The 22,000-nt window shown below is 66.5% G+C and carries 20 protein-coding genes and 1 pseudogene; 16 read left to right on the top strand and 5 right to left on the bottom strand.

The window, feature by feature from the left end:
* Nucleotides 1-8: 8 nt before the first annotated feature.
* The 3 genes from ASE66_RS05275 to ASE66_RS05265 all read left to right on the top strand — a co-directional run bounded on the left by ASE66_RS05275 (nucleotide 9) and on the right by ASE66_RS05265 (nucleotide 2,971).
* Nucleotides 9-878, top strand: coding sequence for a F0F1 ATP synthase subunit gamma (locus tag ASE66_RS05275; RefSeq protein WP_057188473.1), 870 nt, complete (start codon nucleotides 9-11; stop codon nucleotides 876-878).
* Nucleotides 879-942: 64 nt separating this feature from the next.
* Entirely contained in the window at nucleotides 943-2,406 is a 1,464-nt protein-coding gene (gene atpD / locus ASE66_RS05270) for a F0F1 ATP synthase subunit beta (protein WP_057188472.1), read from the top strand.
* Between the two features lie 151 nt (nucleotides 2,407-2,557).
* Nucleotides 2,558-2,971: a F0F1 ATP synthase subunit epsilon gene (locus tag ASE66_RS05265; protein ID WP_057188471.1), complete on the top strand. Its 414-nt coding sequence runs from the start codon at nucleotides 2,558-2,560 to the stop codon at nucleotides 2,969-2,971.
* Between the two features lie 81 nt (nucleotides 2,972-3,052).
* Here the strand turns inward: ASE66_RS05265 and ASE66_RS05260 are convergent, their stop codons facing one another.
* On the bottom strand, nucleotides 3,053-3,928 hold the full coding sequence (locus tag ASE66_RS05260) for an HpcH/HpaI aldolase/citrate lyase family protein (protein ID WP_057188470.1): 876 nt from the start codon (nucleotides 3,926-3,928) through the stop codon (nucleotides 3,053-3,055).
* A 65-nt stretch (nucleotides 3,929-3,993) separates the two neighbouring features.
* Here ASE66_RS05260 and ASE66_RS32660 point away from each other — a divergent pair.
* The 4 genes and pseudogenes from ASE66_RS32660 to ASE66_RS05245 all read left to right on the top strand — a co-directional run.
* Nucleotides 3,994-4,677: pseudogene (locus ASE66_RS32660) on the top strand (DUF429 domain-containing protein); the annotation flags it as partial.
* Nucleotides 4,678-4,812: 135 nt separating this feature from the next.
* Nucleotides 4,813-5,766, top strand: a complete 954-nt coding sequence (locus ASE66_RS32655) for a threonine/serine dehydratase (protein WP_057188706.1) — start codon at nucleotides 4,813-4,815, stop codon at nucleotides 5,764-5,766.
* Nucleotides 5,763-6,491 (top strand): aspartate/glutamate racemase family protein, encoded by a 729-nt coding sequence (locus tag ASE66_RS05250; protein ID WP_057188469.1) that lies wholly within the window; start codon nucleotides 5,763-5,765, stop codon nucleotides 6,489-6,491. Before ASE66_RS32655 ends, ASE66_RS05250 begins: the two co-directional genes overlap by 4 nt.
* 76 nt (nucleotides 6,492-6,567) lie before the next feature.
* Nucleotides 6,568-7,629: a MaoC family dehydratase gene (locus ASE66_RS05245; RefSeq protein WP_057188468.1), complete on the top strand. Its 1,062-nt coding sequence runs from the start codon at nucleotides 6,568-6,570 to the stop codon at nucleotides 7,627-7,629.
* Between the two features lie 13 nt (nucleotides 7,630-7,642).
* Here the strand turns inward: ASE66_RS05245 and ASE66_RS05240 are convergent, their stop codons facing one another.
* Nucleotides 7,643-7,951 carry a hypothetical protein gene (locus ASE66_RS05240; RefSeq protein WP_057188467.1) on the bottom strand — a complete coding sequence of 103 codons (309 nt, stop codon included), beginning with the start codon at nucleotides 7,949-7,951 and terminating at the stop codon, nucleotides 7,643-7,645.
* Between the two features lie 55 nt (nucleotides 7,952-8,006).
* Nucleotides 8,007-8,831, bottom strand: coding sequence for a hypothetical protein (locus ASE66_RS05235; protein WP_200964541.1), 825 nt, complete (start codon nucleotides 8,829-8,831; stop codon nucleotides 8,007-8,009).
* A gap of 265 nt (nucleotides 8,832-9,096) precedes the next feature.
* Here ASE66_RS05235 and sdhC point away from each other — a divergent pair, with 265 nt between their 5' ends.
* The 6 genes from sdhC to creD all read left to right on the top strand — a co-directional run bounded on the left by sdhC (nucleotide 9,097) and on the right by creD (nucleotide 14,581).
* Complete coding sequence (gene sdhC, locus ASE66_RS05230; RefSeq protein WP_057188465.1) at nucleotides 9,097-9,489, top strand: succinate dehydrogenase, cytochrome b556 subunit; 393 nt, start codon at nucleotides 9,097-9,099, stop codon at nucleotides 9,487-9,489.
* Nucleotides 9,490-9,500: 11 nt separating this feature from the next.
* Complete coding sequence (sdhD, locus tag ASE66_RS05225; RefSeq protein ID WP_057188464.1) at nucleotides 9,501-9,893, top strand: succinate dehydrogenase, hydrophobic membrane anchor protein; 393 nt, start codon at nucleotides 9,501-9,503, stop codon at nucleotides 9,891-9,893.
* Between the two features lie 2 nt (nucleotides 9,894-9,895).
* Nucleotides 9,896-11,728, top strand: a complete 1,833-nt coding sequence (gene sdhA, locus ASE66_RS05220; protein ID WP_057188463.1) for a succinate dehydrogenase flavoprotein subunit — start codon at nucleotides 9,896-9,898, stop codon at nucleotides 11,726-11,728.
* 14 nt (nucleotides 11,729-11,742) lie between these two features.
* Nucleotides 11,743-12,528 (top strand): succinate dehydrogenase iron-sulfur subunit, encoded by a 786-nt coding sequence (locus tag ASE66_RS05215; RefSeq protein ID WP_057188462.1) that lies wholly within the window; start codon nucleotides 11,743-11,745, stop codon nucleotides 12,526-12,528.
* 2 nt (nucleotides 12,529-12,530) lie between these two features.
* Nucleotides 12,531-13,028, top strand: a complete 498-nt coding sequence (locus ASE66_RS05210; protein WP_057188461.1) for a GFA family protein — start codon at nucleotides 12,531-12,533, stop codon at nucleotides 13,026-13,028.
* A 125-nt stretch (nucleotides 13,029-13,153) separates the two neighbouring features.
* Nucleotides 13,154-14,581, top strand: coding sequence for a cell envelope integrity protein CreD (creD, locus tag ASE66_RS05205; RefSeq protein WP_057188460.1), 1,428 nt, complete (start codon nucleotides 13,154-13,156; stop codon nucleotides 14,579-14,581).
* A 3-nt stretch (nucleotides 14,582-14,584) separates the two neighbouring features.
* On the opposite strand, the gene ASE66_RS05200 is transcribed toward creD, so the two are convergent.
* Nucleotides 14,585-15,829, bottom strand: a complete 1,245-nt coding sequence (locus tag ASE66_RS05200) for an NAD(P)/FAD-dependent oxidoreductase (RefSeq protein ID WP_082613205.1) — start codon at nucleotides 15,827-15,829, stop codon at nucleotides 14,585-14,587.
* A complete protein-coding gene (locus tag ASE66_RS05195; RefSeq protein ID WP_082613204.1) occupies nucleotides 15,826-16,623 on the bottom strand; it encodes a glutamine amidotransferase in 798 nt (265 codons plus the stop codon). The genes ASE66_RS05200 and ASE66_RS05195 overlap by 4 nt, the downstream gene beginning before the upstream one ends.
* Before the next feature lie 251 nt (nucleotides 16,624-16,874).
* Here ASE66_RS05195 and ASE66_RS05190 point away from each other — a divergent pair, with 251 nt between their 5' ends.
* From ASE66_RS05190 to ASE66_RS05180, 3 genes are read left to right on the top strand one after another with little or no spacing between them, the layout of a single operon-like run.
* A complete protein-coding gene (locus ASE66_RS05190; RefSeq protein WP_057188459.1) occupies nucleotides 16,875-17,516 on the top strand; it encodes a TetR/AcrR family transcriptional regulator in 642 nt (213 codons plus the stop codon).
* Nucleotides 17,517-17,528: 12 nt separating this feature from the next.
* Nucleotides 17,529-18,713, top strand: a complete 1,185-nt coding sequence (locus ASE66_RS05185; protein ID WP_057188458.1) for an efflux RND transporter periplasmic adaptor subunit — start codon at nucleotides 17,529-17,531, stop codon at nucleotides 18,711-18,713.
* Nucleotides 18,714-18,729: 16 nt separating this feature from the next.
* Nucleotides 18,730-21,954 (top strand): efflux RND transporter permease subunit, encoded by a 3,225-nt coding sequence (locus ASE66_RS05180; RefSeq protein ID WP_057188457.1) that lies wholly within the window; start codon nucleotides 18,730-18,732, stop codon nucleotides 21,952-21,954.
* Nucleotides 21,955-22,000: the final 46 nt, after the last annotated feature.

The raw sequence follows: 22,000 nt of genomic DNA, 5'->3' as shown, positions 1-22,000 counted from the left end.
AAGATCGAATGCCCTCCCTGAAGGACCTTAGAAACCGCATCGCCTCGGTCAAGGCGACGCAGAAGATCACCAAGGCCATGCAGATGGTCGCGGCGGCCAAGCTACGTCGCGCCCAGAGCGCGGCCGAGGCGGCACGCCCCTATGCCGAGCGCATGGAGACGGTGCTGGCGAACCTCGCCTCCGGCATCTCCGGGGCCGGCGCGCCGAAGCTGATCGGCGGAACGGGCTCCGACAAGGTGCAACTGCTCGTGGTCTGCACGGCCGAGCGCGGCCTTTGCGGCGCCTTCAACTCCTCGATCGCGCGGCTCGCCCGCGACAAGGCACTGGCGCTGAAGGCCGAAGGCAAGACGGTCAAGTTCGTCTGCGTCGGCAAGAAGGGTTACGACATCCTGCGCCGGCAGTTCGCGGCCGACATCCTCGAGGTGATCGACCTGCGCGCCTTCAAGCAGCTCGGCTTCGCCAATGCCGAGACGATCGCGCAGAGCATCCTGGCGCGATTTGCCAATGGCGAGTTCGACGTCGCGACGCTGTTCTTCTCGAAGTTCAAGTCGGTGATCTCGCAGATCCCGACGGCACAGCGCATCATTCCGGCCGAGATCCCGGCCGGTACCAAGACGATGAGCGCCGTCTACGATTACGAGCCGGAAGAGAGCGAGATCCTCGAGACGCTGCTGCCGCGCAACCTCACGGTGCAGGTGCTGCGGGCGATCCTGGAGAACGCTGCCTCCGAGCAGGGCGCGCGCATGTCGGCGATGGACTCCGCCACGCGCAACGCCGGCGAGATGATCAAGAAGCAGACGCAGCTGTACAACCGCTCGCGTCAGGCGATGATCACCAAGGAACTGATCGAGATCATCTCCGGCGCGGAAGCGCTCTAACCGCCTAATTTGGGCCGGCTCGCCGGCCGCCCGACACGCTGAACGCGAATCCGAGGTTCGAACCATGGCCAAAGCCGCTACCAAGACCAAGACCGCCGACAAGCCCGCCAACACCGGCACCGGCCGGGTCGTGCAGGTCATCGGTGCCGTCGTCGACGTGCAGTTCGACGGCGTCCTGCCGGAGATTCTGAACGCGCTCGAGACCGACAACCTCGGCAACCGCCTCGTTCTCGAGGTCGCCCAGCATCTCGGTGAGAACACCGTGCGCTGCATCGCGATGGACGCCAGCGAAGGCCTGGTCCGCGGCCAGTCGGTCAGCGACACTGGCGGGCCGATCATGGTTCCGGTAGGCGACGAGTGCCTTGGCCGCATCATGAACGTCATCGGCGAGCCGGTCGACGAAGCCGGCCCGATCAAGACCTCGGGCACCCGCGGCATCCACCAGCCGGCTCCGAGCTATGCCGATCAGGCGACCGAAGCGCAGATTCTGGTCACCGGCATCAAGGTCGTCGACCTGTTGGCGCCCTACGCCAAGGGCGGCAAGATCGGCCTGTTCGGCGGCGCCGGCGTCGGCAAGACCGTGCTGATCATGGAGCTGATCAACAACGTCGCGAAGGCCCACGGTGGTTATTCCGTGTTCGCCGGCGTCGGCGAGCGCACCCGCGAAGGCAACGACCTCTATCACGAGATGATCGAGTCGGGCGTGAACAAGAAGGGCGGCGGCGAAGGCTCCAAGTGCGCCCTCGTCTACGGCCAGATGAACGAGCCCCCGGGCGCCCGCATGCGCGTCGCCCTGTCCGGCCTCACCGTGGCGGAAGACTTCCGCGACCGTGGCCAGGACGTGCTGTTCTTCGTCGACAACATCTTCCGCTTCACCCAGGCCGGCTCGGAAGTGTCGGCGCTGCTCGGCCGTATCCCGTCGGCCGTGGGTTATCAGCCGACGCTGGCAACCGACATGGGCAACCTGCAGGAGCGGATCACCACCACCAACAAGGGCTCGATCACCTCGGTGCAGGCGATCTATGTCCCGGCGGACGACCTGACCGACCCGGCGCCTGCGGCCTCCTTCGCCCACTTGGACGCCACGACCGTGCTTTCGCGCTCGATCGCGGAAAAGGGCATCTATCCGGCGGTCGACCCGCTTGACTCGACCTCGCGCATGCTCTCGGCCGCGATCGTCGGCGACGAGCACTACAACATCGCCCGCCAGGTCCAGCAGATCCTCCAGCGCTACAAGGCCCTGCAGGACATCATCGCGATCCTGGGCATGGACGAGCTCTCGGAAGAGGACAAGCTTGCCGTCGCCCGCGCCCGCAAGATCGAACGCTTCCTGTCGCAGCCCTTCTTCGTCGCGGAAGTCTTCACCGGCTCGCCGGGCAAGCTCGTCTCGCTCGAAGACACGATCAAGGGCTTCAAGGGCCTGGTCGAGGGCAAGTACGATCACCTGCCGGAAGCCGCCTTCTACATGGTCGGCTCGATCGAGGAAGCGATCGAGAAGGCCCAGCGCCTGGCTGCCGAGGCGGCGTAAGCTTCACGGGCCATTCCGGTCGGCCTTGGCCGACCGGGAGGCGTTACGAGCGTCATTCTCGGGCGTGCCCTGAGAATCTCTGGACGAGAAGACACTGGTTTCAGAGATGGCCGGGCCCGCCCCGACCATGACGAGCCTGGAGAGATTTGCGATGGCCACCTTCACATTCGAACTCGTCTCGCCGGAGCGCATCCTGTTCTCGGGCGATGCCGTCAGCGTCATCGTGCCGTCGGTCGAGGGCGAGATGACCGTGCTCGCCGGGCACGCCCCGGTCGTCGCGGTGCTGAAGCCGGGCATCGTCCTGGTTCAGACCGGCGCCAGCAATGGCAAGGAATTCTTCGTCTCGGGCGGCCTTGCTGAGGTCAACGCGACGAGCGTCACCATCCTGGCTGAGCAGGCCCGCTTCCTCGAGGACGTCGACAACGCCGTGCTCGATCAGGAAATCCTGACCGCCGAGACCCGCCATGCCGGTTCGCATGACGAGGCCGAGAAGAAGCGCCTGCACGACCAGCTCGTGCAGCTGCGCGAGTTCAAGGGCGTGTTCGAGCAGCGCAAGGCGGCCTGAGCCGGGTCCACTGGACGGACATTGAAAAGGCCGGGAGCTCGCTCCCGGCCTTTTTGTTTTCTGCGACGCGCGTGAAAGCTGTCAGGCCGCGATGGCGTCGGCCAGCGCCACCACCCGCTTGGCCATCTCGGCATGCAGGCGCTCGACCATGCGGCCGTCGAGCTGGATCGCGCCCTTGTCGGCGTTCGCCGGCTCGGCGAAGGCCGAGATGATGGCACGGGCGCGAGTCAACTCGCTTTCCTCCGGCGCGAAGATGGTGTTCGCCAGCGCGACCTGGTTCGGATGGATCAGGGTCTTGCCGTCGAAGCCTAGATCGCGCCCCTGTTCGCATTCGGCCCGGAAACCGGCCTCGTCCTTGAGGTCGTTGTAGACGCCGTCGATGACGTCGACGCCATGGGCGCGGGCAGCGAGGATCGCCGTGGTCAGCCAGGGCAGCATCGGCGTCCGGCCCGGCACGAAGCGGGCGCGCGTCTCCTTGGCGAGGTCGTTGGTGCCCAGCACGAAGCAGGCGAGGCGGGTCGCGGGATCGCGGGCGGCGCCGGCGATCTTCTCGCAGTCGAGAATGGCGAGCGGTGTCTCGATCATCGCCCAGATTTGCGTCTCCGGCTTGGCCCAGAGCCCGGTCAGGCGATGGCCGATCTCGACCAGCGTCTCCGGCGACGAGACCTTCGGGATCAGGATCGCGTCAGGCGCTGCTTCGGTCGCGGCGGCGAGGTCGGCGTCGAACCAGGGCGTGTCGATGCCGTTGGTGCGGATGACGAGTTCGCGCCTGCCATAACCGCCGGCTTTCACCGCGGCGCAGACTTGGCTCCGCGCCAGTTCCTTGGCATCGGGGGCCACTGCGTCCTCGAGGTCGAGGATCAGCGCATCGGCTGCGATCTCGCGGGCCTTCTCGAGCGCGCGGGCATTGGAACCCGGCATATAGAGGACGCTGCGGCGTGGGCGGATATCGGTCATATTGTCTCTCCGGATTGAGGGTCGCCGGGTTCGCTGCAGTGCACAGTAGATTGCGCCGCAATGCAATGTCAGTTCTGCAAAAGATGGATGACGGGGGTGTGATGGGCTGGATAGCCGGTGTCGACGGCTGCAAGGCGGGCTGGATCGCGGCGTTCAGTGATGCCGATCTCAAGAGGCCACCGACCGTTGAGGTCTTCCGCGATTTTGCGACGCTCTTGAATGATGAGCGTGCACCGTCGATCGTCGCGGTCGACATGCCCATTGGACTACCCGATTGGACAGAAGGGAGAGGGCGCGGCCCCGAGGAGGCCGTTCGAGCCGTGCTAGGGCGTCTCCGCGGATCGGTTTTCAGCATCCCGTCGCGACCAGCGGTCTATGCGGTCGACAGGCCCATTGTCGGGATGGAGGACATCACGCATTCTCATGCCGTTGCTTGCGGGATCGCGCGCCAAACATCGGGATTGCAAGCGGCATTCAGCCGACAGGCTTTCATGATCCTCCCGAAGGTTCGGGAAATCGACCGCCTCCTGCGCGAATCCCCTGAGAACAGGCCGCGCGTCAAAGAGATACATCCCGAAGTCGCGTTCTGGTCGATGAACGGAGAGCGGTCGCTTCAGTTCGCAAAAAAGAAACCGGCGGGCGAGGCGGAGCGCGTAGAATTGCTTCACGCGCAAGGGTTCGAGCTGTCGAGCATTCTGGCGCCTCCTCCCAAAGGTGCCAAACGCGACGATGCCCTCGACGCGCTCGCGGCGCTCGTCGTCGCCCGGCACATTGCCGCCGGGCGCGGCAGGCCCTTTCCCGATCCACCGGGACGCGATAGCCACGGTCTACCTATCGCGATCTGGACTTATGTCACGGATCGCTCCCTCGTCCAGGATCCCGCCATGACAGACAAGCCTGTGCCGCGCCCGATGATCGAGGCCGCGGCTGATCGCATTGCCGGCCATGCCCGCACCACCCCGGTGATGCGCCTCGGCACCGGCGCCTTCGGCTCGCGCGCCGATGTCTCGCTCAAGCTCGAATGCCTGCAGCACGCCGGCTCGTTCAAGACCCGCGGCGCCTTCAACAACCTGCTCTCGCTCGATGTGCCGGCTGCCGGCGTCGCTGCCGCCTCGGGTGGCAATCACGGCGCCGCCGTCGCCTATGCCGCTGGCAAGCGCGGCGTGAAGGCGACGATCTTCGTGCCGGAGATCTCGCCGCCAGCGAAGATCGAGGCGATCCGCCGCTTCGGCGCCGAGGTACGGATCGGCGGTGCGCAATATGACGATGCGCAGGCGGCCTGCGACAAGTTCGTGGCCGAGACTGGTGCGCTTAAGATCCATCCCTTCTCGGCCAAGGAGACGATCGCCGGTCAGGGCACGCTCGGCCGCGAATGGCAGAGCCAGGAGCCTGATCTCGACACCGTGCTCGTCGCGGTCGGCGGCGGCGGCCTGATCTCCGGCATCGCCGCCTGGTTCGCCGGTACCAGTGTCAAGGTCGTTGGCGTCGAGCCTGAGGGGTCGCGGGCGCTGCAGGCCGCGCTCGAGGCGAAGGGGCCGGTGACGGTGACCGTCGCCTCGGTCGCGGCGGATTCGCTCGGCGCACGCAATGTCGGCCAGCTCGTCTACGACGTCTGCAAGGACGCGGTCGACCATGTCGCGCTGGTGCCGGATGCGGCGATCACCGAGGCTCAAGCGCTGCTCTGGCGTGATTTCCGCCTCGCGGTCGAGCCCGGCGGCGCTGCGGCGCTCGGCGCGCTGATCGCCGGTTCCTACAAGCCGCAACCCGGCGAGCGGCTCGGCGTGCTGGTCTGCGGCGCCAATATCGATCTCATCAAGCTCGCCGAGCTCACTGCATGAGCAAGCGGGGCATCGCCAAGGGCGGCAAGGCGGTCTATGGCGCGCCGCTCGGCGTGCTGATGCTGGAAGCGCGCTTCCCGCGCATCCTCGGCGACATGGGCAATGGCGCGACCTGGCCCTTCCCGGTGCTCTACCGCGTCGTCTCCGGCGCGAGTCCCGAGAAGGTCGTGCTGAAGGGCGCGGCCGGGCTCTTGCCCGATTTCGTTGCGGCGGCACAGGAGTTGGTGCGCCTCGGTGCCGAGGCGATCACCACCAATTGCGGCTTCCTCTCGCTGTTTCAGCAGGAGCTCGCGGCGGCTGTCGGCGTGCCGGTCGCGACCTCCTCGCTGATGCAGGTGCCCTGGGTGCAGGCGACCTTGCCGCCGGGCAAGCGCGTCGGCCTCGTCACCGTCTCGGCCGCGACGCTGACGCCTCAGCATCTGGCGGCAGTCGGCGTCCCCGCCGACACGCCGGTGACCGGCACCGAGAACGGCCGCGAGTTCTTCCGCGTGCTGATCAAGGCCGAGAAGGAGGAGATGGACATCGACCTCGCCGAGCAGGACGTGGTCGAGGCGGCGCAGCGGCTGGTCGCAGGCCATCCCGAGGTCGGCGCCATCGTGCTCGAATGCACCAACATGCCGCCCTATGCGGCTGCGGTGCAGGCGGCGACGGGGCTGCCGGTCTACGACATCTATTCGATGATCACCTGGTTCCATGCGGGCTTGCGGCCACGCGACTTCCGCTAACTTTCCGCCGTTGGACCAGCTTTACGGCGGGCCGCGCCGCAGCGCACAATGAGGGCCCGCCGCGAGAGCCAAGCCGATGTCCGACAGCCTCAGCAAGACCAATACCGGCCGCTTCTTCGAGGATTTCCGGCTCGGCGAGACGATCGTCCACGCGACGCCGCTCACGGTGACGGCCGGCGACGTCTCGCTCTATACCGCTCTCTACGGGCCGCGCTTCACCGTGCAGTCCTCGGATGCCTTCGCCAAGGCGATCGGCTATCCCGCCGCGCCGGTCGACGACCTCCTCGTCTTCCACATCGTCTTCGGCAAGACGGTGCCGGACATCTCGCTCAATGCCGTCGCCAATCTCGGCTATGCCGATGGCCGCTTCCTCAAGCCGGTCTTTCCGGGTGACACGCTCTCGACGACGTCCGAGGTGATCGGGCTGAAGCAGACCTCGGGCGGCGATGCCGGCATCGTCTATGTCCGCTCGATCGGCCGCAACCAGCACAATGAGATCGTGTTGAGCTATGCCCGCTGGGTGCTGGTGCGCAAGCGCCGGCCCGGTACGCCGGCGGAATTCGAACAGGTGCCGGAATTGCCGAAGAGCGTCGCGCCTGAGGCATTGGGCGAGGGCTGCCCGCCGCTGAACCTCGCGGCCTATGACGACGCCCTCGCCGGCTCGCCCTTCCGTTGGGGCGACTACCGGGCAGGCGAGCGCATCGACCATGTCGATGGCATGACCGTCGAGGAGGCCGAGCACCAGATCGCGACCCGGCTCTACCAAAACACCGCCAAAGTGCATTTCGACGGCTATGGCGCCCGCGAGACCCGCTTCGGCAAGCGGCTGATCTATGGCGGCCATGTCATCAGCCTGGCGCGCGCGCTGTCCTTCAACGGGCTCGGCAATGCCTTCCACATCGCCGCGATCAATGCCGGCCGGCATGTCTCGCCGCTCTTCGCCGGCGATACCATCTTCGCCTGGAGCGAGGTACTGGAAGCGGCCGAGCTGCCGGGGCGTGAGGATGTCGGGGCGCTCCGCCTGCGCCTTGTCGCGACCAAGAACCTGCCCTGCAACGAGCACCCGCTGAAGCATGTCGACCAGTATGCCGACGGCGTGATCCTCGACTTCGACTACTGGGTTCTGCTGCCGCGTTGATCTCGCGTGGAAGTCAGGGCGATTTGGTGCCTTCGCCCGTCTTCTTGACGCTGACCTTGCCCTTGCCGTCGACCGTCGCCTCGTAGGTCAGGAGGTCGATGCGCTCCTCCTGCGAGATCGAGACGGTGAAGGAGGTCGTGGAGTTCTGCTTGATCGCGCTGATCCCGCCGCCGCCGACCTGCTTATAGGTGCGGCTGATATCGGCGAGGATCGCCTCGATGATGCATTTGGAGCGTTCGATCGCGTTCATCTGGCAGCGCTTTCCTGTGGCGTGGGCGGGGCCGAGCAGGCCGGCCATTCCGCTCAGAACGAGAATGAGCATCGAAAGGTTTCGTGAGATGGTTCGTGGCATGGCGGTCCAGCCGGGTTGAGTAAGCTTACTTGCGCAAGGGCCGGTGCGTGAGCATGGCGTTGGTCGCGACCTCTGCCGGGATGCGCGGGTAGATGCGCTGCGTCTTGGCCTCCCAGTCGGTCGCCGTCAGCGCGTTGCCCTTGCCGGAGAGCGCGACCATCGCCTTGCGCCAGGGCATGGCGTGGCTCAGGCGTAGCTGCATGCCTTGTCCCATGACCGAGTACTTGTCGACGTCGGCGACGCCGTAGCAGTTCGAGGCGTTGGTATCGCCGCCAGGCGGGCAATGGGCCTTGCCGATGTCGACATGGCCCAGCCCGAGCAGATGGCCGACTTCGTGGACATGAGCGCGCTGCATGATCGCCTTGCCCTTGCTGTCGGTGCCCTTCTGCACCGAGTTGGTGTCGAGGCTGTCATAGAGCTTGGAATGCGAGCCGAACCAGGTCTCGCTCTTGTGCAGGCGGACGACATCGATGACGTGATGGTGGCCGCCGAGCGCGATGTCGCGATCCTCGATCTTGAACAGGCACCAGATATTGGGGCGGTATTTGATACCGTTCTTCTCGATCTCGTAGACGGGGAAGTTGTTGGAGAGCCAGAATTTGCCGTTCCAGAAGCGGGCTGCGGTGTCGACGAAGTTCTTCCGCCACAGATTCCAGCTGCCAACCGTCCATTTGACGATCTTGCGGTTTGGCGCGGTGGCGCGGCCATAGTCGTGATAGGTGCCTTCGGCGGCTCCTGCAGCCGGATTGATCTGCCGGAAGCCGAGCTTGAGCGTCAGCGTCAGCTCGGCATTGTTATAGGGATCGCACGTGTCGGTGTTCAGTTCGGCGTCGGATTGTGGAAGGCTCATGCCCAGTTTCATGGATGATCCTCGCCCTCTGCGATCTGGCCCTAGGAAAAGGGTGGCGAACGGCGCTTGTCCGGCTTTAGGCTGTTTTCGCCAGCCGGTTTTCAGCGGCCCTCGGATCAGAAAAAATTACAGATTTCGATTTCTGTAACCGCACTTTGGCTTGCCGCATTGCAGCAAGGGGATGGTTTCGTTAGACAGCCATTCACTCTAGAACGATACCAAGCGATCTTCGCTTCGTGAGCTTGAAGGGTCGGGAGTTCTCAACTTGGCCGAGACCAGACCGGCGGCACGTCCGCTTTCCCCGCATCTGCAGATCTATCGCTGGTCCTGGACCATGGCGATGTCGATCGTCCACCGCGCCACCGGCTCGGCGCTCTATGGCGGTACCCTGCTGATCGCGCTCTGGCTCATCGCGGCCGCGTCCGGCCCCGCCGCCTACGAGACCGCGCAATGGATCGCCGGCTCCTTCCTCGGCCGCCTCGTGCTGTTCGGCTACACCTTCGTGCTGCTGCATCATATGGTCGGGGGCTTGCGCCACTTCGTCTGGGATCTCGGCTACGGCTTCGACCCGCAGACCCGCACGAACCTGGCGAAGTACAGCGTCGTCGTCTCCGGCGCGCTCACTGTGCTGGTCTGGATCGTGGCCCTGACGCGCTGAGGAACACGCCGATGCTCTCCAACTCCTCGATGCGCACGCCGCTCGGCCGCGTCCGCGGCCTCGGCTCGGCCAAGTCCGGCACCGGCCATTTCTGGCTGCAGCGCGTCACCGCCGTCGCCAACGTCATCCTGACGATCGGCTTTCTCTGCGTGGTGCTCTCGCTGATCGGCAAGCCCTATGGAGCGGCCATCGCGACGCTGTCGAATCCGTTCGTCGCGATCCTCATGCTGCTCTTCATCGTCTCCGGCGCCGTCCACATGCGCCTCGGCATGCAGGTCGTCATCGAGGACTACATCCAGCACGAGGGGCTGAAGATCCTCGCCGTGATGGCCAACACCTTCTTTGCGATCGCGGTCGGCGCCGCCTGCGCCTTCGCACTCCTGAAGATCTCGTTCGGAGGCTGATCATGGCGATCACCCGCGCCCGCGCCACGCCGGCCTATACCGGCCAAGCCTACGCCATCACCGACCACACCTTCGACGTCGTCGTCGTCGGCGCCGGCGGCGCCGGGCTTCGCGCCACGGTCGGTTGCTCGCAGGCCGGGTTGCGCACCGCCTGCATCAGCAAGGTCTTCCCGACCCGCTCGCACACGGTTGCGGCCCAGGGCGGCGTCGCCGCCTCGCTCGGCAACATGGGCAAGGACACCTGGCAGTGGCACATGTACGACACCGTCAAGGGGTCGGACTGGCTCGGCGACCAGGACGCGATCGAGTACCTCGTGCGCAACGCTCCGGCCGCCGTCTACGAGCTCGAGCATTGGGGCGTGCCCTTCTCGCGTACCGAGAGCGGCAAGATCTACCAGCGTCCCTTCGGCGGCATGACCACCGATTTCGGCAACGGTCCGCCGGCGCAGCGCACCTGCGCCGCCGCCGACCGCACCGGCCACGCCATGCTGCACACGCTCTATGGCCAGGCGCTGCGCTACAACACCGAGTTCTTCATCGAGTACTTCGCCATCGACCTGATCATGGACGAGGACGGCCATTGCCGCGGCGTCCTCGCGCTCAAGCTCGATGACGGCACGCTGCACCGCTTCCGCTCGCAGCAGACGATCCTGGCGACCGGCGGCTATGGGCGCGCCTATTTCTCGGCGACCTCGGCCCATACCTGCACCGGAGACGGCGGCGGCATGGTGCTGCGTGCCGGCCTGCCGATGCAGGACATGGAATTCGTGCAGTTCCACCCGACAGGTATCTACGGCTCGGGCTGCCTGATCACCGAAGGCGCGCGCGGCGAGGGCGGCTATCTCACCAATTCCGAGGGCGAGCGCTTCATGGAGCGCTATGCACCATCAGCCAAGGACCTCGCTTCGCGCGACGTCGTCTCACGCTCTATGACGATGGAGATCCGGGCCGGCCGCGGCGTCGGCAAGGACAAGGACCACATCTACCTGCATCTCGACCATCTCGACCCGAAGATCCTGCACGAGCGCCTGCCCGGCATCTCGGAAAGCGCCAAGATCTTCGCCGGCGTCGATGTCACCCGCGAGCCGATCCCGGTGATCCCGACGGTGCACTACAACATGGGCGGCATCCCCACGAACTTCCACGGCGAGGTGCTGACCAAGGTCGACGGCGATCCGGACCGGGTCGTGCCGGGCCTGATGGCGATCGGCGAGGCGGCTTGCGTCTCCGTGCACGGCGCCAACCGCCTCGGCTCGAACTCGCTGATCGACCTCGTCGTCTTCGGTCGCGCCGCGGGGCTGCGCTGCGCCGAGACCGTCAGGGCCGGCGAGAAGCAGCCGGAGCTGCCGGCGAACTCGGCCGATCTCTCGCTCACCCGCCTCGACAAGTACCGCAACGCCAAGGGCGGCACGCCGACGGCCGTGCTGCGCGACAAGATGCAGCGGACCATGCAGGCCAACTGCGCTGTCTACCGCACCGGCGAGACGCTGGAAGAAGGCCACAAGCTGATCCACGAGGTCTGGGGCGGGATCACCGACATCGGCACGACCGATCGCTCGCTGATCTGGAACTCGGACCTTATCGAGACGCTGGAGTTCGAGAATCTGATCACCCAGGCGGTCGTCACCATGGACTCGGCGCTGCAGCGTCCGGAGAGCCGCGGCGCCCATGCGCGCGAGGATTATCCGGACCGCGACGACAAGGACTGGATGAAGCACACGCTCGCCTGGATCGACGACGAGAAGCGGACGGTCACGCTCGACGACCGCCCGGTGCACACCTACACGCTCTCGAACGACATCGAGTACATCAAGCCCAAGGCTCGGGTGTACTGAGGACGATCTGACCGATGGCCGAATTCAATCTCCCGAAGAACTCCCGCCTGACCGAGGGCAAGGCCTGGCCGAAGCCGGCCGGTGCCAAGAAGGTCACCGAGTTCAAAATCTATCGCTGGAACCCCGACGACACCGCCAATCCGCGCACCGACACCTATTATGTCGACCGCGAGGATTGCGGGCCGATGGTCCTCGACGCCCTGATCTGGATCAAGAACAAGGTCGACCCGACGCTGACCTTCCGGCGCTCCTGCCGCGAGGGCATCTGCGGTTCCTGCGCCATGAACATGGACGGCAAGAACGGGCTCGCCTGCACGACCGGCATCGACGAGTGCGGCGCCAAGGGCAAGGTTGCGATCTACCCGCTGCCGCATATGCCGGTGGTCAAGGACCTGGTTCCTGACCTGACCCGCTTCTACGCCCAGCACGCCTCAATCGAGCCCTGGCTCAAGACGACGACGCCGGCGCCCGAGAAAGAGTGGAAGCAGGCCAAGGATGACCGTGAGAAGCTCGACGGTCTCTATGAGTGCATCCTGTGCGCCTGCTGCTCGACCTCCTGCCCGAGCTATTGGTGGAATGGCGATCGCTATCTCGGCCCCGCTGCGCTGCTGCAGGCCTATCGCTGGTTGATCGACAGCCGCGACGAAGCCACCGGCGAGCGCCTCGACGATCTCGAGGACCCGTTCCGGCTCTATCGCTGCCACACCATCATGAACTGCGCCAACGCCTGCCCGAAGGGCCTCAACCCGGCCAAGGCGATCGCCGAAGTGAAGAAGATGATGGTGGCAAGGCAGGTCTGACGATGTCCGAGCAGCGGGAAGGAGGCTGTCTCTGCGGGCAGCTGCGTTATGCCGCTGCGAAGCCACCACTGCGCGTTACCATCTGTCATTGCCGTTTCTGCCAGCGCGCGACTGGATCGGCTTTTCTGGTCGAGCCGGTGTTTGATGCCGGCGACTTTCGCGTGATGGCGGGGGAGCCGGCCGTCTATACCCATGTTTCCGAGGGCAGCGGCAAAAGCGTGCAGATTCATTTCTGCAGCCGCTGCGGGACCAAGCTGTTCCTGACCTTCGAGCGCTTTCCCGGCGCGATCGGCGTCTATGGCGGTACCTTCGACGATCCGGATTGGTACGAGCGCTCGGCGGTCACGACCAAGCATATCTTCCTGAGCGTTGCGATGGCCGGCACGATGGTTCCGGCCGGCTTCAACTGTTTCGACGAGCATGCGATGACGCGCGACGGTATCGCCATCGAGCCTCACCGCTTCGAGGCGGCAGAGACGCTCGGCGCCCGCAAGCCCTGACTCGAGCGAGCTTCCTCTCCGCAATTCCGCCGCCGATTTCGCTGGTTTCGGCCCTTAATCGATCACGCCCGCGACAAGACGCCGCGCTCTCCTGGTGACGCAAAGTCACTGCATGAGGGCGAATCATGTCGCAAGAGCAAGAGCAAGAGCAACCGAACGAGAGCAAGGGCGAACTGCCGTCGTTTCCCGCGGGTATCAATCCAAGGCGGTTCGGGCGCAGCCCCGGCCTGAAATTCTTCGTCATCGGCTTCCTGGCGCTGCTGCTGCTGATCCCGCTGATGTTCGTCTCCAGCCTGCGCAGCGAGCGCTCGGCCACCGCCAATCAGGCCGCTCGCGAGATCGGCGAGGCCTGGGGCCGCGAGCAGATCGTCGGCGGGCCGGCGCTGCTGGTGCCCTATCTGGTGCCGCCCAAGATCGCCAATGCCGCGCCGACGCGCGAGGTCGCGGTCTTCCTGCCGGACGACCTCCAGGCCAGCTCGGAGGCGCAGACCGAGATCCGGCGGCGCTCGATCTTCGACGTGCCGGTCTATCGCAGCAAGGTCGTGCTGAATGCCCGCTTCCTGCCGCCCGATTTCAAGGCGATCACCTCCGAGGCGGTGCAGCCGCTCTGGAACGAGGCCGCGCTCGCCATCGGGATCGCCGATGTCCGCGGCCTGAAGAACCGCGCCACCGCTCAGATCCGCGACGGCGCGGCAATCGAGTTCGAGCCGACCCTTGGCGCCGGCATTCGCGACGGCAACGGCATCCATGCCGCCTTGCGCGACCTCGACCTGACCAAGCCGCTCTCGGTCGAGGTCGCGCTCGACCTCAACGGCTCGCGCAGCTTGTCGATCGTGCCGCTGGCCAAGAACAGCGCGATCCGGATGAGCTCAAACTGGCAGCATCCCAGCTTCTCCGGCGCGCATCTGCCCGATGACCGGGTGATCGACGCCAACGGCTTCTCGGCCTCCTGGCGGGTCTCCCATCTGGCGCGCAACCTGCCGTTGGCCTTCAACCATGACAACCGGCGCGCCGATGCGACCTTCCTCAACGGCGGCGTCGGCGCCCGTTTCTACCAGCCGGTCGATCTCTACCAGCTGGTCGACCGCGCCATCAAATATGCGGTGCTGTTCGTCGGGGCGGTCTTCCTTGCCGTGTTCGGGCTGGAACTGGTGGCGCGCGGAAATCTCCACGCCGTCCAGTACACGCTCGTCGGCTTCGCGCTGGTGCTGTTCTACGTGCTGCTGCTGTCGCTGGCCGAACATCTCGGCTTCCTCACCGCCTATCTGACGGCAGCAGCTGCGACGACGGCGCTGATCGCGCTCTATATCGGCCTCGTCCTGCGCAGCTTTGCGCGCGGCGCCGTGCTGGGGCTGATCCTCGCCACCGGCTACGGCCTGGTCTACGCCCTGCTGAAATCCGAGGATTTCGCCCTGCTCGCCGGGGCGGTCGGCGCCTTCGTCGCGCTGGCGACGCTGATGCTGGCGACGGCGAGGGTCAACTGGTCCGGCCTCGGTGACAGCGTCTCAAAGAGTGTTGCCAGCGCCCCGGCGCGGCCGAGCACGTCGGCGTGACGACTAGGAGAGGTAACGGCCCGGCGCGAAGGGCGCCGGGTCGGCCGGAGCCGGTTCGCCGCAGACCATCGCGGCGAGGATTTCCCCCGTCACGGGCCCGGTCGAAAAGCCGATATGCTGGTTGCCGAAGGCGAGCCAGAGACCGGGATTGCGCGGCGCCTCGCCGATCATCGGCAGCGAATCCGGCAGGGTCGGACGCGAGCCGCGCCAGGTCGTGTCCTCGGCCGGCTCCGTGAGCGGAAAAGCCTCGCGGGCCCGCGGCAGCACCTGCTCGATCTGAGCGTGATCGTCTGGCGCATCGCGATGGGCGAGCTCGACGCCGCTGGTCAGGCGCAGGCCGAGCTCCATCGGCGCCAGCATGTAGGACGCCTCGACGTCGTAGATCGGGCGGTTGAGAAAGCGCCCCTGCGCCGGCTTGTAATGGCGGTGATAGCCGCGCTCGACATTGAGCGGCACTTTCAGGCCGAGCGGCCGCAACAGGTCTGCGCTCCACGGGCCGAGCGCGACGACCGCGAGCTCGGCGTCGTGATGCGTGCCCTTGCCGGCAGCACGCCAGCCTTCGCTTTGCTTCGACAGGGCGGTGACCTCGTCGCGCAGGACCGTGCCGCCACGGGCGGCGAACAGCGCCGCATAGGCCTCGACCACCGCGCCCGGCCAATCGACCGAGGCGCTGTCCTTGTGGTGCAGCGCGGCTGAGAAGATCGGGTTCAGGCTCGGCTCCAGCGTCGAGAGGGCCTGGCGATCGAGCGGCTCGACGCGGACGCCATGATCTTCGAGGAAGGTCCGGCGTGCTGCTGCGGCAGCCTGCCCGGCCTCGCTGCGCCAGAGTTCGAGGAAACCGGTGTCACGCAGGCGCCAGGCGATGCCGGCCTCGGTCATCAGGCGCTTATGCAGGGGCAGGGAGGGAACGATCAGGCTTTCCAGCGCTGCCACGCGCGGAGCGAGCCGGTCCGGCTTGGCCTCGTTGAGGAAGCCGAGGATCCAGCCGGGATTGGCCAGAAGATGGCCGAGCCGGTAGCGCACCGCCGCGTGCCGGTTGCCGAGGTATTTCGGCAGGTTCTTCCACAGGCCGGGATTGTTGAGCGGCATGATCGAGGAGCGGCTGATCACGCCGGCATTGCCATAGGAGGTCTCGCGGCCGGGCTCGCGGCGGTCGATCAGCGTCACCTTGAGGCCGCGCTTCTGCAGTGCGAGCGCGCAGGAGACGCCGATCATGCCGGCGCCGAGGACGAAAACGCTGCGGCTCACTTGGATGGGTCCGGGGAGAGAGCCGGCTCGGCGAGCCAGTGATTGAGGAAGCCGTCGAGCCAGGCACGCACCGCCGGGTCGTGCTGGTACCAGCCCTCGAGATGCTGATGGCGCAGCTGGGCGCCGGGCATCAGCGTGCGCTCATGGGCGCGCACCGACCAGCGGCACATCATCGCCAGCGTCACCTCGGGGTGGAACTGCAGGCCATAGGCCTTGCTGCCGGTCCGGATCGCCTGGACCGGGAAGTCGCCGCCGGTCGCCAGGCACTCGGCCCCGGTCGGGCAGTCGAAGCCCTCGCGGTGCCATTGGTAGACAGTTCCGGGCCAGGGGCTGCGGCTCGTCGCCGCGTCGGCATGGCCGGCCTCGGTCAGGCTGAGCGGGTAATAGCCGATCTCGGCCCGGCCCTCGGCATGGGTGTAGACGGTCGCGCCGAGATGACGGGCGAGCATCTGCGCGCCGAGGCAGAGCCCGAGAAAGGGCGCGTCCTCCTTGAGGCAGACGCCGATCCAGTCGGTCTCGGCCTTGACGAAGTCGTCGGGGTCGTTGGCGCTCATCGGCCCGCCGAAGATCACCGCGCCGGCATGGTCCCGCATGGTCTGCGGCAGCGGGTCGCCGAAACGGGGCTTGCGGATGTCGAGGGCATGCCCGCGCTCGGCGATGAGGCGGCCGACACGGCCGGGCGTCGAATGTTCCTGATGGAGCACGATCAGCACGGGCTTGCGCGGCGGCGGCAAGCTGTCGAGGCGGGTGCGGAGCCGGCGAGGGGCCGCGAAGCGATAGGACAGATCGTTCATCGCGGCGTTCGATTGCGCTCCCGAGGCCGGATTCCCGCACCGGACCGGTCCCTAAAATGCGGTTTGCCGGTCCTTCCAGCAAGCAAATTATGCGCCATGGCGGGCATGGCCGGGGCCAGCGCCGTGCATGCTTCGTGCAATCTTCCGTCAATAGTCTTCTGGCAATGCAACCTCCAGTGACGATGTCGGTTGACTTTCGAGTCGGGCTCAGGCATGAGAATGAACATTCATTCTCATTGTTCAGAAGAAGCATGTCGCAGGTCGTCACCACTTCCTCGGCCGAGCGTGGCCTGTCGGAACGCCATGTCCGCATTCTCGATGCGGCCGAACGCGTCTTCGCGCGCGCCGGATTCCACGCGGCGACAATGAACGACATCGCCATGGAAGCCGGGATGAGCCCGGGCAATCTCTATCGCTACTTCTCCTCGAAGGACGCGATTATCGCCGGGATGAGCGAACGCGACCGCATGGAGATCGCGGCCGACTTCGCCCAGCTCGATCCAAGCAAGGGTCGGTTGCTCGATCAGCTCGATGAGCTCGGCCGCCAGCACATGGTGCGCAAGCCGCGCGAGAAGGCGATCATCGCGCTGCAGATCTGGGCGGAAGCCTCTCGTACGCCCGCGATGGCGCAGATTTGCGCCGGCTTCGACGAAACGGTCGAGCAGGGGCTCGGCGCTGCCGTCGAAGCCGCCAAGCAAAGCGGGGAACTTCCGAGCAATCTCGATCAGGCGCGCTTCCTGCTGGCGTTGTTCATGATGGCCGACGGCTTCTTCTGCCGGCGCGCCGTCGATCCCAATTTCGACGCCGCTGCCGGCGCCGAAGCCCTGTTCGCCGCGATGCGCGGTCTGGCGCAGACCATGCTGCTGCCGCCCGCTGGCGGCCAAACCTCATAAGAAGACTTAACCATGCCCATCTCGACCAAAAACCTGATCCTGCTGCCGCTCGTCGCGCTCGCCTGCGCGCCCATGGCGGCTTTCGCCCAGGCTCCGGCCTCCGCCGCCACCACCCAGCAACCCTCCGCCGGCCCCGCGATCACGGTGACATCGGCCAAGCGCGATGAGATCGTGCAGAGCGTCGTCGTCTCCGGCTCGATGATCGCGCGCGACGAGGTCATGGTCGCGCCCGAGATCGACGGCGTCGTCGTCACCGAGCTGCTCACCGAGGAAGGCGACCGTGTCGCCGCCGGGCAGGTGCTGGCGCGGCTGTCGCGCACCACGCTCGAAGTGCAGCGCTCCCAGAACGAGGCGCAGGTCAAGCGCGCCGAGGCGGCTGTCGACCAGGCCAAGGCGCAGATCGTCGAGGCCGAGGCCAATCTCGTCCAGGCCAACAATGCCTTCGACCGTACCAAGGCCTTGCGCGACAACGGCAATGCCAGCCTCGAGACCTTCGACCAGCGCGCCGCCGCGGCGCGGGGCGGGCAAGCGCGACTGAACTCGATGAAGCAGGCGCTTGCGATCACCACCGCTGACCTGTCGCTGGCCCAGGCACAAGGCCGCGACATCGAGGTCAAGCTGGCGCGTACCGAGATCAAGGCACCGAAGGCCGGCATCGTCAGCCGCCGCAACGCCAAGCTCGGCGCCATGGCGACGATGGCGGCAGCCGAGCCGCTGTTCAAGATCATCGCCGACGGTGCCATCGAGCTCGAAGCCGAGGTCGCCGAGGTCGAGCTGCCCAATCTCAAGATCGGGCAGGCGGTCGCGGTCACCCCGGCTGGCGCCGACAAGCCGCTCGCCGGCCAGATTCGGCTGATCTCGCCCGAGGTCGACAAGGCCTCGCGGCTCGGGCGCCTACGGATCACACTCACGGGCAATCCGCCGGTCGCCATCGGCTCCTTCGCGCGCGGCGTGATCGAGACCGGCCGCAAGACCAGCATCCTGTTGCCGCTGTCGGCGATCACCTATGCGCGCGGCGGCGCCATGGTCCAGGCCGTCAAGGACGGCAAGGTGACGACCAAGAAGGTCACGCTCGGCCTGATCGGCGGTGGACGCGCCGAGATCGCCTCGGGCCTCGCCGAGGGCGAGAGCGTGGTCGCGCGTGCCGGCACCTTCGTGCGCGACGGCGACATGATCACGCCGATCCCGACGAACTGAATCGACGGAGCCGTTCGTGAACGTCAATTTCTCCGCCTGGTCGATCCGGAAGCCGGTTCCGGCGATCCTGCTCTTCGTCGTGCTCTGCGTGCTCGGCTTGCTCTCGTTCTCGAAGCTGCCGGTAACGCGCTTCCCGAACATCGACGTACCCTTCGTCTCGGTCACGGTGACCCAGTCTGGCGCTGCCCCGGCCGAGCTCGAGAGCCAGGTCAGCAAGCGCGTCGAGGACGCGGTCGCCAACATCACCGGCGTCAAGCATGTGATGTCGACGCTGACCGATGGCTCCTCGGTGACGCTGGTCGAGTTCAGGCTCGAAACCAACACCGACCGGGCCGTCAACGACGTCAAGGATGCGATCGCCAAGATCAGGGCCGAGCTGCCGCGGACCATCGACGAGCCGGTGATCCAGCGCATCGATGTCGAGGGCCAGTCGATCCTGACCTATGGCGCTTCCTCGCCCGGCATGACGCTGGAGCAGATCTCCTGGCATGTCGACGATGTCGTCTCGCGCGAATTGCAGGGTCTGAAAGGCGTCGGCCGCGTCGAGCGCTATGGCGGCGTCGACCGCGAGATCAGGATATCGCTCGATCCCGACCGTTTGCTCGCGCTCGGCACCACAGCCGGCGAGGTCAACCGCCAGATCCGCGCCACCAATGTCGATCTCGCCGGTGGACGTGGCGAGGTTGGCGGGCAGGAGCAGGCGATCCGCACGCTCGCCAGCGCGAAGACTGTCGCGGAGCTCGCCGACAGCAAGATCCAGCTCACCGGTGGACGCGAGGTCCGCCTGAAGGAGCTCGGCCGCGTTGAGGACGGCAGTTCCGAGCCACGCGCCTTCGGCCGACTGAACAAGCAGCCGGTCGTCTCCTTCGCCGTGTTCCGCTCGAAGGGCTCGAGCGAGCTCTCGGTCAAGGACGTCGTCTCGGCCAAGCTCGACGATCTCAACAAGCGCTACCCGACGATCAAGCTTGCGCCGATCGACGACGCCGTCGCCTACACCCACGGCAACTACAAGGCGGCGATGGAGACGCTGCTGGAGGGCGCGGCGCTCGCCGTGCTCGTCGTCTTCGTCTTCCTGCGCAACTGGCGGGCGACGCTGATCACCGCAATCGCGCTGCCGCTGTCGGCGATCCCGACCTTCTGGGCGATGGAGCTCCTCGGCTTCTCGCTCAACCTGGTCAGCCTGCTCGGCATCACGCTGGTGACCGGCATCCTGGTCGACGACGCCATCGTCGAGATCGAGAACATCGTCCGGCACATGAAGATGGGCAAGTCGCCCTATCGTGCCGCGATGGAGGCGGCCGACGAGATCGGCCTTGCGGTCATCGCGATCACGCTGACCATCGTCGCGATCTTCGCGCCGGTCTCGTTCATGGGCGGCATCGCCGGCCAGTATTTCCGCCAGTTCGGCCTCACCGTCGCGATCGCGGTGCTGTTCTCGCTGCTGGTGGCGCGCCTGATCACGCCGATGATGGCGGCCTATCTGTTCAAGCCCGTGAAGCATCACGATGCCAAGGACGGTTTTGTGATGCGCGGCTATTCCTGGCTGCTCGAGGCCTCGCTGAAGAAAAGGCGCATCCCGGTGCTGCCGCGTTTCGACGGCTCCCGGACGTGGCGGAAGCTGCCGTTCAACACCGCCTATCTGACGCTGATCGCGGGCTTCGGCTTCCTGTTCGTCTCGATCCAGGCGACAGCATTGCTGCCGACCGGCTTCTTCCCCGAGGAGGACACCGCCCGCATCGTCGCCTCGGTCGAATTGCCGCCCGGCGCGACGCTGGAGGACACCACCGTCGCCACCGACAAGATCGTCGACAAGCTGCGCGAGATTCCGCAGGTGACGAACGTCTTCGTGCTCGGCGGGGCCTCGCCTACCGGGCAGCGCGAGGTCCGCCGCGCCTCGGTCTTCATCCTGCTGACGCCGAAGGCCGAGCGCGACGTCCCCCAGAAGGAGCTCAAGGTCACCATCGCCGAGAAGCTGGCCGGGGTGCCCGATGTCCGCGCCTGGTACGTCAACGAGCGCGGCGAGCGCGAGATGGCGTTCTCGATCCTGTCCAAGGATGGCGACGCGCTCGACGAGACGGTGGCGAAGATCGAGGCGCGCATGCGCCAGGTCGACGGCTACTTGAACGTCGCCACCGCCGGCTCGCTGAGCCGGCCGGAGATGCGCGTCACGCCGAAGCTGGAGCAGGCCGCCAATCTCGGCGTCACGCCCGAGGCGATCTCGGAGGCTTTGCGCGTCGCCACCATCGGCGACATCGGCCCCAACCTCGCAAAGTTCAACGCCGGCGACCGGCTGGTGCCGATCCGCGTTCAGCTCGACGAGCAGGCCCGCACCGATATCCGCAACATCGCGGCGCTGCGCGTCACCAGCGCCTCGGGCGTCTCGATCCCGCTCACGGCCGTCGCCGAGATCGGTTTCGGCGAGGGCCCGTCCTCGATCGACCGCTATGACCGCGTCCGCCGCGCCGCCATCGGCGCCGATCTGAAGCGCGGCTTCGAGCTCGGCACGGCGCAGGAGAAGTTCCAAGAGATCGTCAAGGAGGTCGGCCTGCCCGAGGGCGTGCGCATCGCCGCGACCGGCGACGCCGAGATCCAGGGCGAGGTGGTCGAGGGCTTCATCACCGCGATGACCACCGGCCTGATGCTGGTGCTCGCCGTGCTGATCCTGCTCTTCGGCTCGGTCTTCCAGCCGATCACCATCCTGCTCTCGCTGCCGCTCTCCTTCGGCGGCGTGGTGATCGCGCTGCTCGCCACCCACAACCCGGTCTCGATGCCGGTCTATATCGGCCTGCTCATGCTGATGGGCATCGTCACCAAGAACGCCATCATGCTGGTCGACTTCGCGGTCGAGGAGGTCGCGCGCGGCAAGGACCGGCTGACGGCGCTGCTCGAAGCCGGCCACAAGCGCGCCCGGCCGATCGTGATGACCACGATCGCCATGGCGGCCGGCATGCTGCCCTCGGCCTATGGCGTCGGCGATGGCGGCGAGTTCCGCGCGCCGATGGCGATCGCGGTGATCGGCGGCCTGATCGTCTCGACCGTGCTCAGCCTCGTCTTCGTGCCGTCCTTCTATGTGGTGATGGACGATCTCGGCCGGCTCACCGGCTGGATCTTCGGCCGCTTCCTGGGCAAGGCCGAGGACGAGAGCACCTGGGCGCCGATCAGCGGCGAGGAGACCCCCGGCGAAGCCAGCGCCAAGGCGATGGCGGGCAAGCTGCCGCCGCCGCGGCTGGCGGCGGAGTGAGAGAAACCAAGGGCCCGCCTTCGAGCGGGCCCTTCTGCTTTCCCCA

It is taken from the genome of Allobosea sp. Root483D1 (assembly GCF_001429505.1).
In the GTDB taxonomy this organism is placed as follows: Bacteria; Pseudomonadota; Alphaproteobacteria; order Rhizobiales; family Beijerinckiaceae; genus Allobosea.
The sequence above is the reverse complement of the archived record's forward strand: the minus strand, read 5'-3'. Positions and strand labels throughout refer to the sequence as shown.

What these genes read in the sequence shown, in the direction of transcription:
- ASE66_RS05185 (WP_057188458.1), top strand. Translation starts at nt 17,529, where the DNA reads ATGCCCATCTCGACCAAAAACCTGATCCTGCTGCCGCTCGTCGCGCTC.
- ASE66_RS05260 (WP_057188470.1), bottom strand. Translation starts at nt 3,928, where the DNA reads ATGACCGATATCCGCCCACGCCGCAGCGTCCTCTATATGCCGGGTTCC.
- creD (WP_057188460.1), top strand. Translation starts at nt 13,154, where the DNA reads ATGTCGCAAGAGCAAGAGCAAGAGCAACCGAACGAGAGCAAGGGCGAA.
- sdhD (WP_057188464.1), top strand. Translation starts at nt 9,501, where the DNA reads ATGCTCTCCAACTCCTCGATGCGCACGCCGCTCGGCCGCGTCCGCGGC.
- ASE66_RS05275 (WP_057188473.1), top strand. Translation starts at nt 9, where the DNA reads ATGCCCTCCCTGAAGGACCTTAGAAACCGCATCGCCTCGGTCAAGGCG.
- ASE66_RS05215 (WP_057188462.1), top strand. Translation starts at nt 11,743, where the DNA reads ATGGCCGAATTCAATCTCCCGAAGAACTCCCGCCTGACCGAGGGCAAG.
- ASE66_RS05195 (WP_082613204.1), bottom strand. Translation starts at nt 16,623, where the DNA reads ATGAACGATCTGTCCTATCGCTTCGCGGCCCCTCGCCGGCTCCGCACC.
- ASE66_RS05235 (WP_200964541.1), bottom strand. Translation starts at nt 8,831, where the DNA reads ATGAGCCTTCCACAATCCGACGCCGAACTGAACACCGACACGTGCGAT.
- sdhA (WP_057188463.1), top strand. Translation starts at nt 9,896, where the DNA reads ATGGCGATCACCCGCGCCCGCGCCACGCCGGCCTATACCGGCCAAGCC.
- ASE66_RS05190 (WP_057188459.1), top strand. Translation starts at nt 16,875, where the DNA reads ATGTCGCAGGTCGTCACCACTTCCTCGGCCGAGCGTGGCCTGTCGGAA.
- ASE66_RS05250 (WP_057188469.1), top strand. Translation starts at nt 5,763, where the DNA reads ATGAGCAAGCGGGGCATCGCCAAGGGCGGCAAGGCGGTCTATGGCGCG.
- atpD (WP_057188472.1), top strand. Translation starts at nt 943, where the DNA reads ATGGCCAAAGCCGCTACCAAGACCAAGACCGCCGACAAGCCCGCCAAC.
- ASE66_RS05210 (WP_057188461.1), top strand. Translation starts at nt 12,531, where the DNA reads ATGTCCGAGCAGCGGGAAGGAGGCTGTCTCTGCGGGCAGCTGCGTTAT.
- ASE66_RS05245 (WP_057188468.1), top strand. Translation starts at nt 6,568, where the DNA reads ATGTCCGACAGCCTCAGCAAGACCAATACCGGCCGCTTCTTCGAGGAT.
- ASE66_RS32655 (WP_057188706.1), top strand. Translation starts at nt 4,813, where the DNA reads ATGACAGACAAGCCTGTGCCGCGCCCGATGATCGAGGCCGCGGCTGAT.
- ASE66_RS05240 (WP_057188467.1), bottom strand. Translation starts at nt 7,951, where the DNA reads ATGCTCATTCTCGTTCTGAGCGGAATGGCCGGCCTGCTCGGCCCCGCC.
- ASE66_RS05265 (WP_057188471.1), top strand. Translation starts at nt 2,558, where the DNA reads ATGGCCACCTTCACATTCGAACTCGTCTCGCCGGAGCGCATCCTGTTC.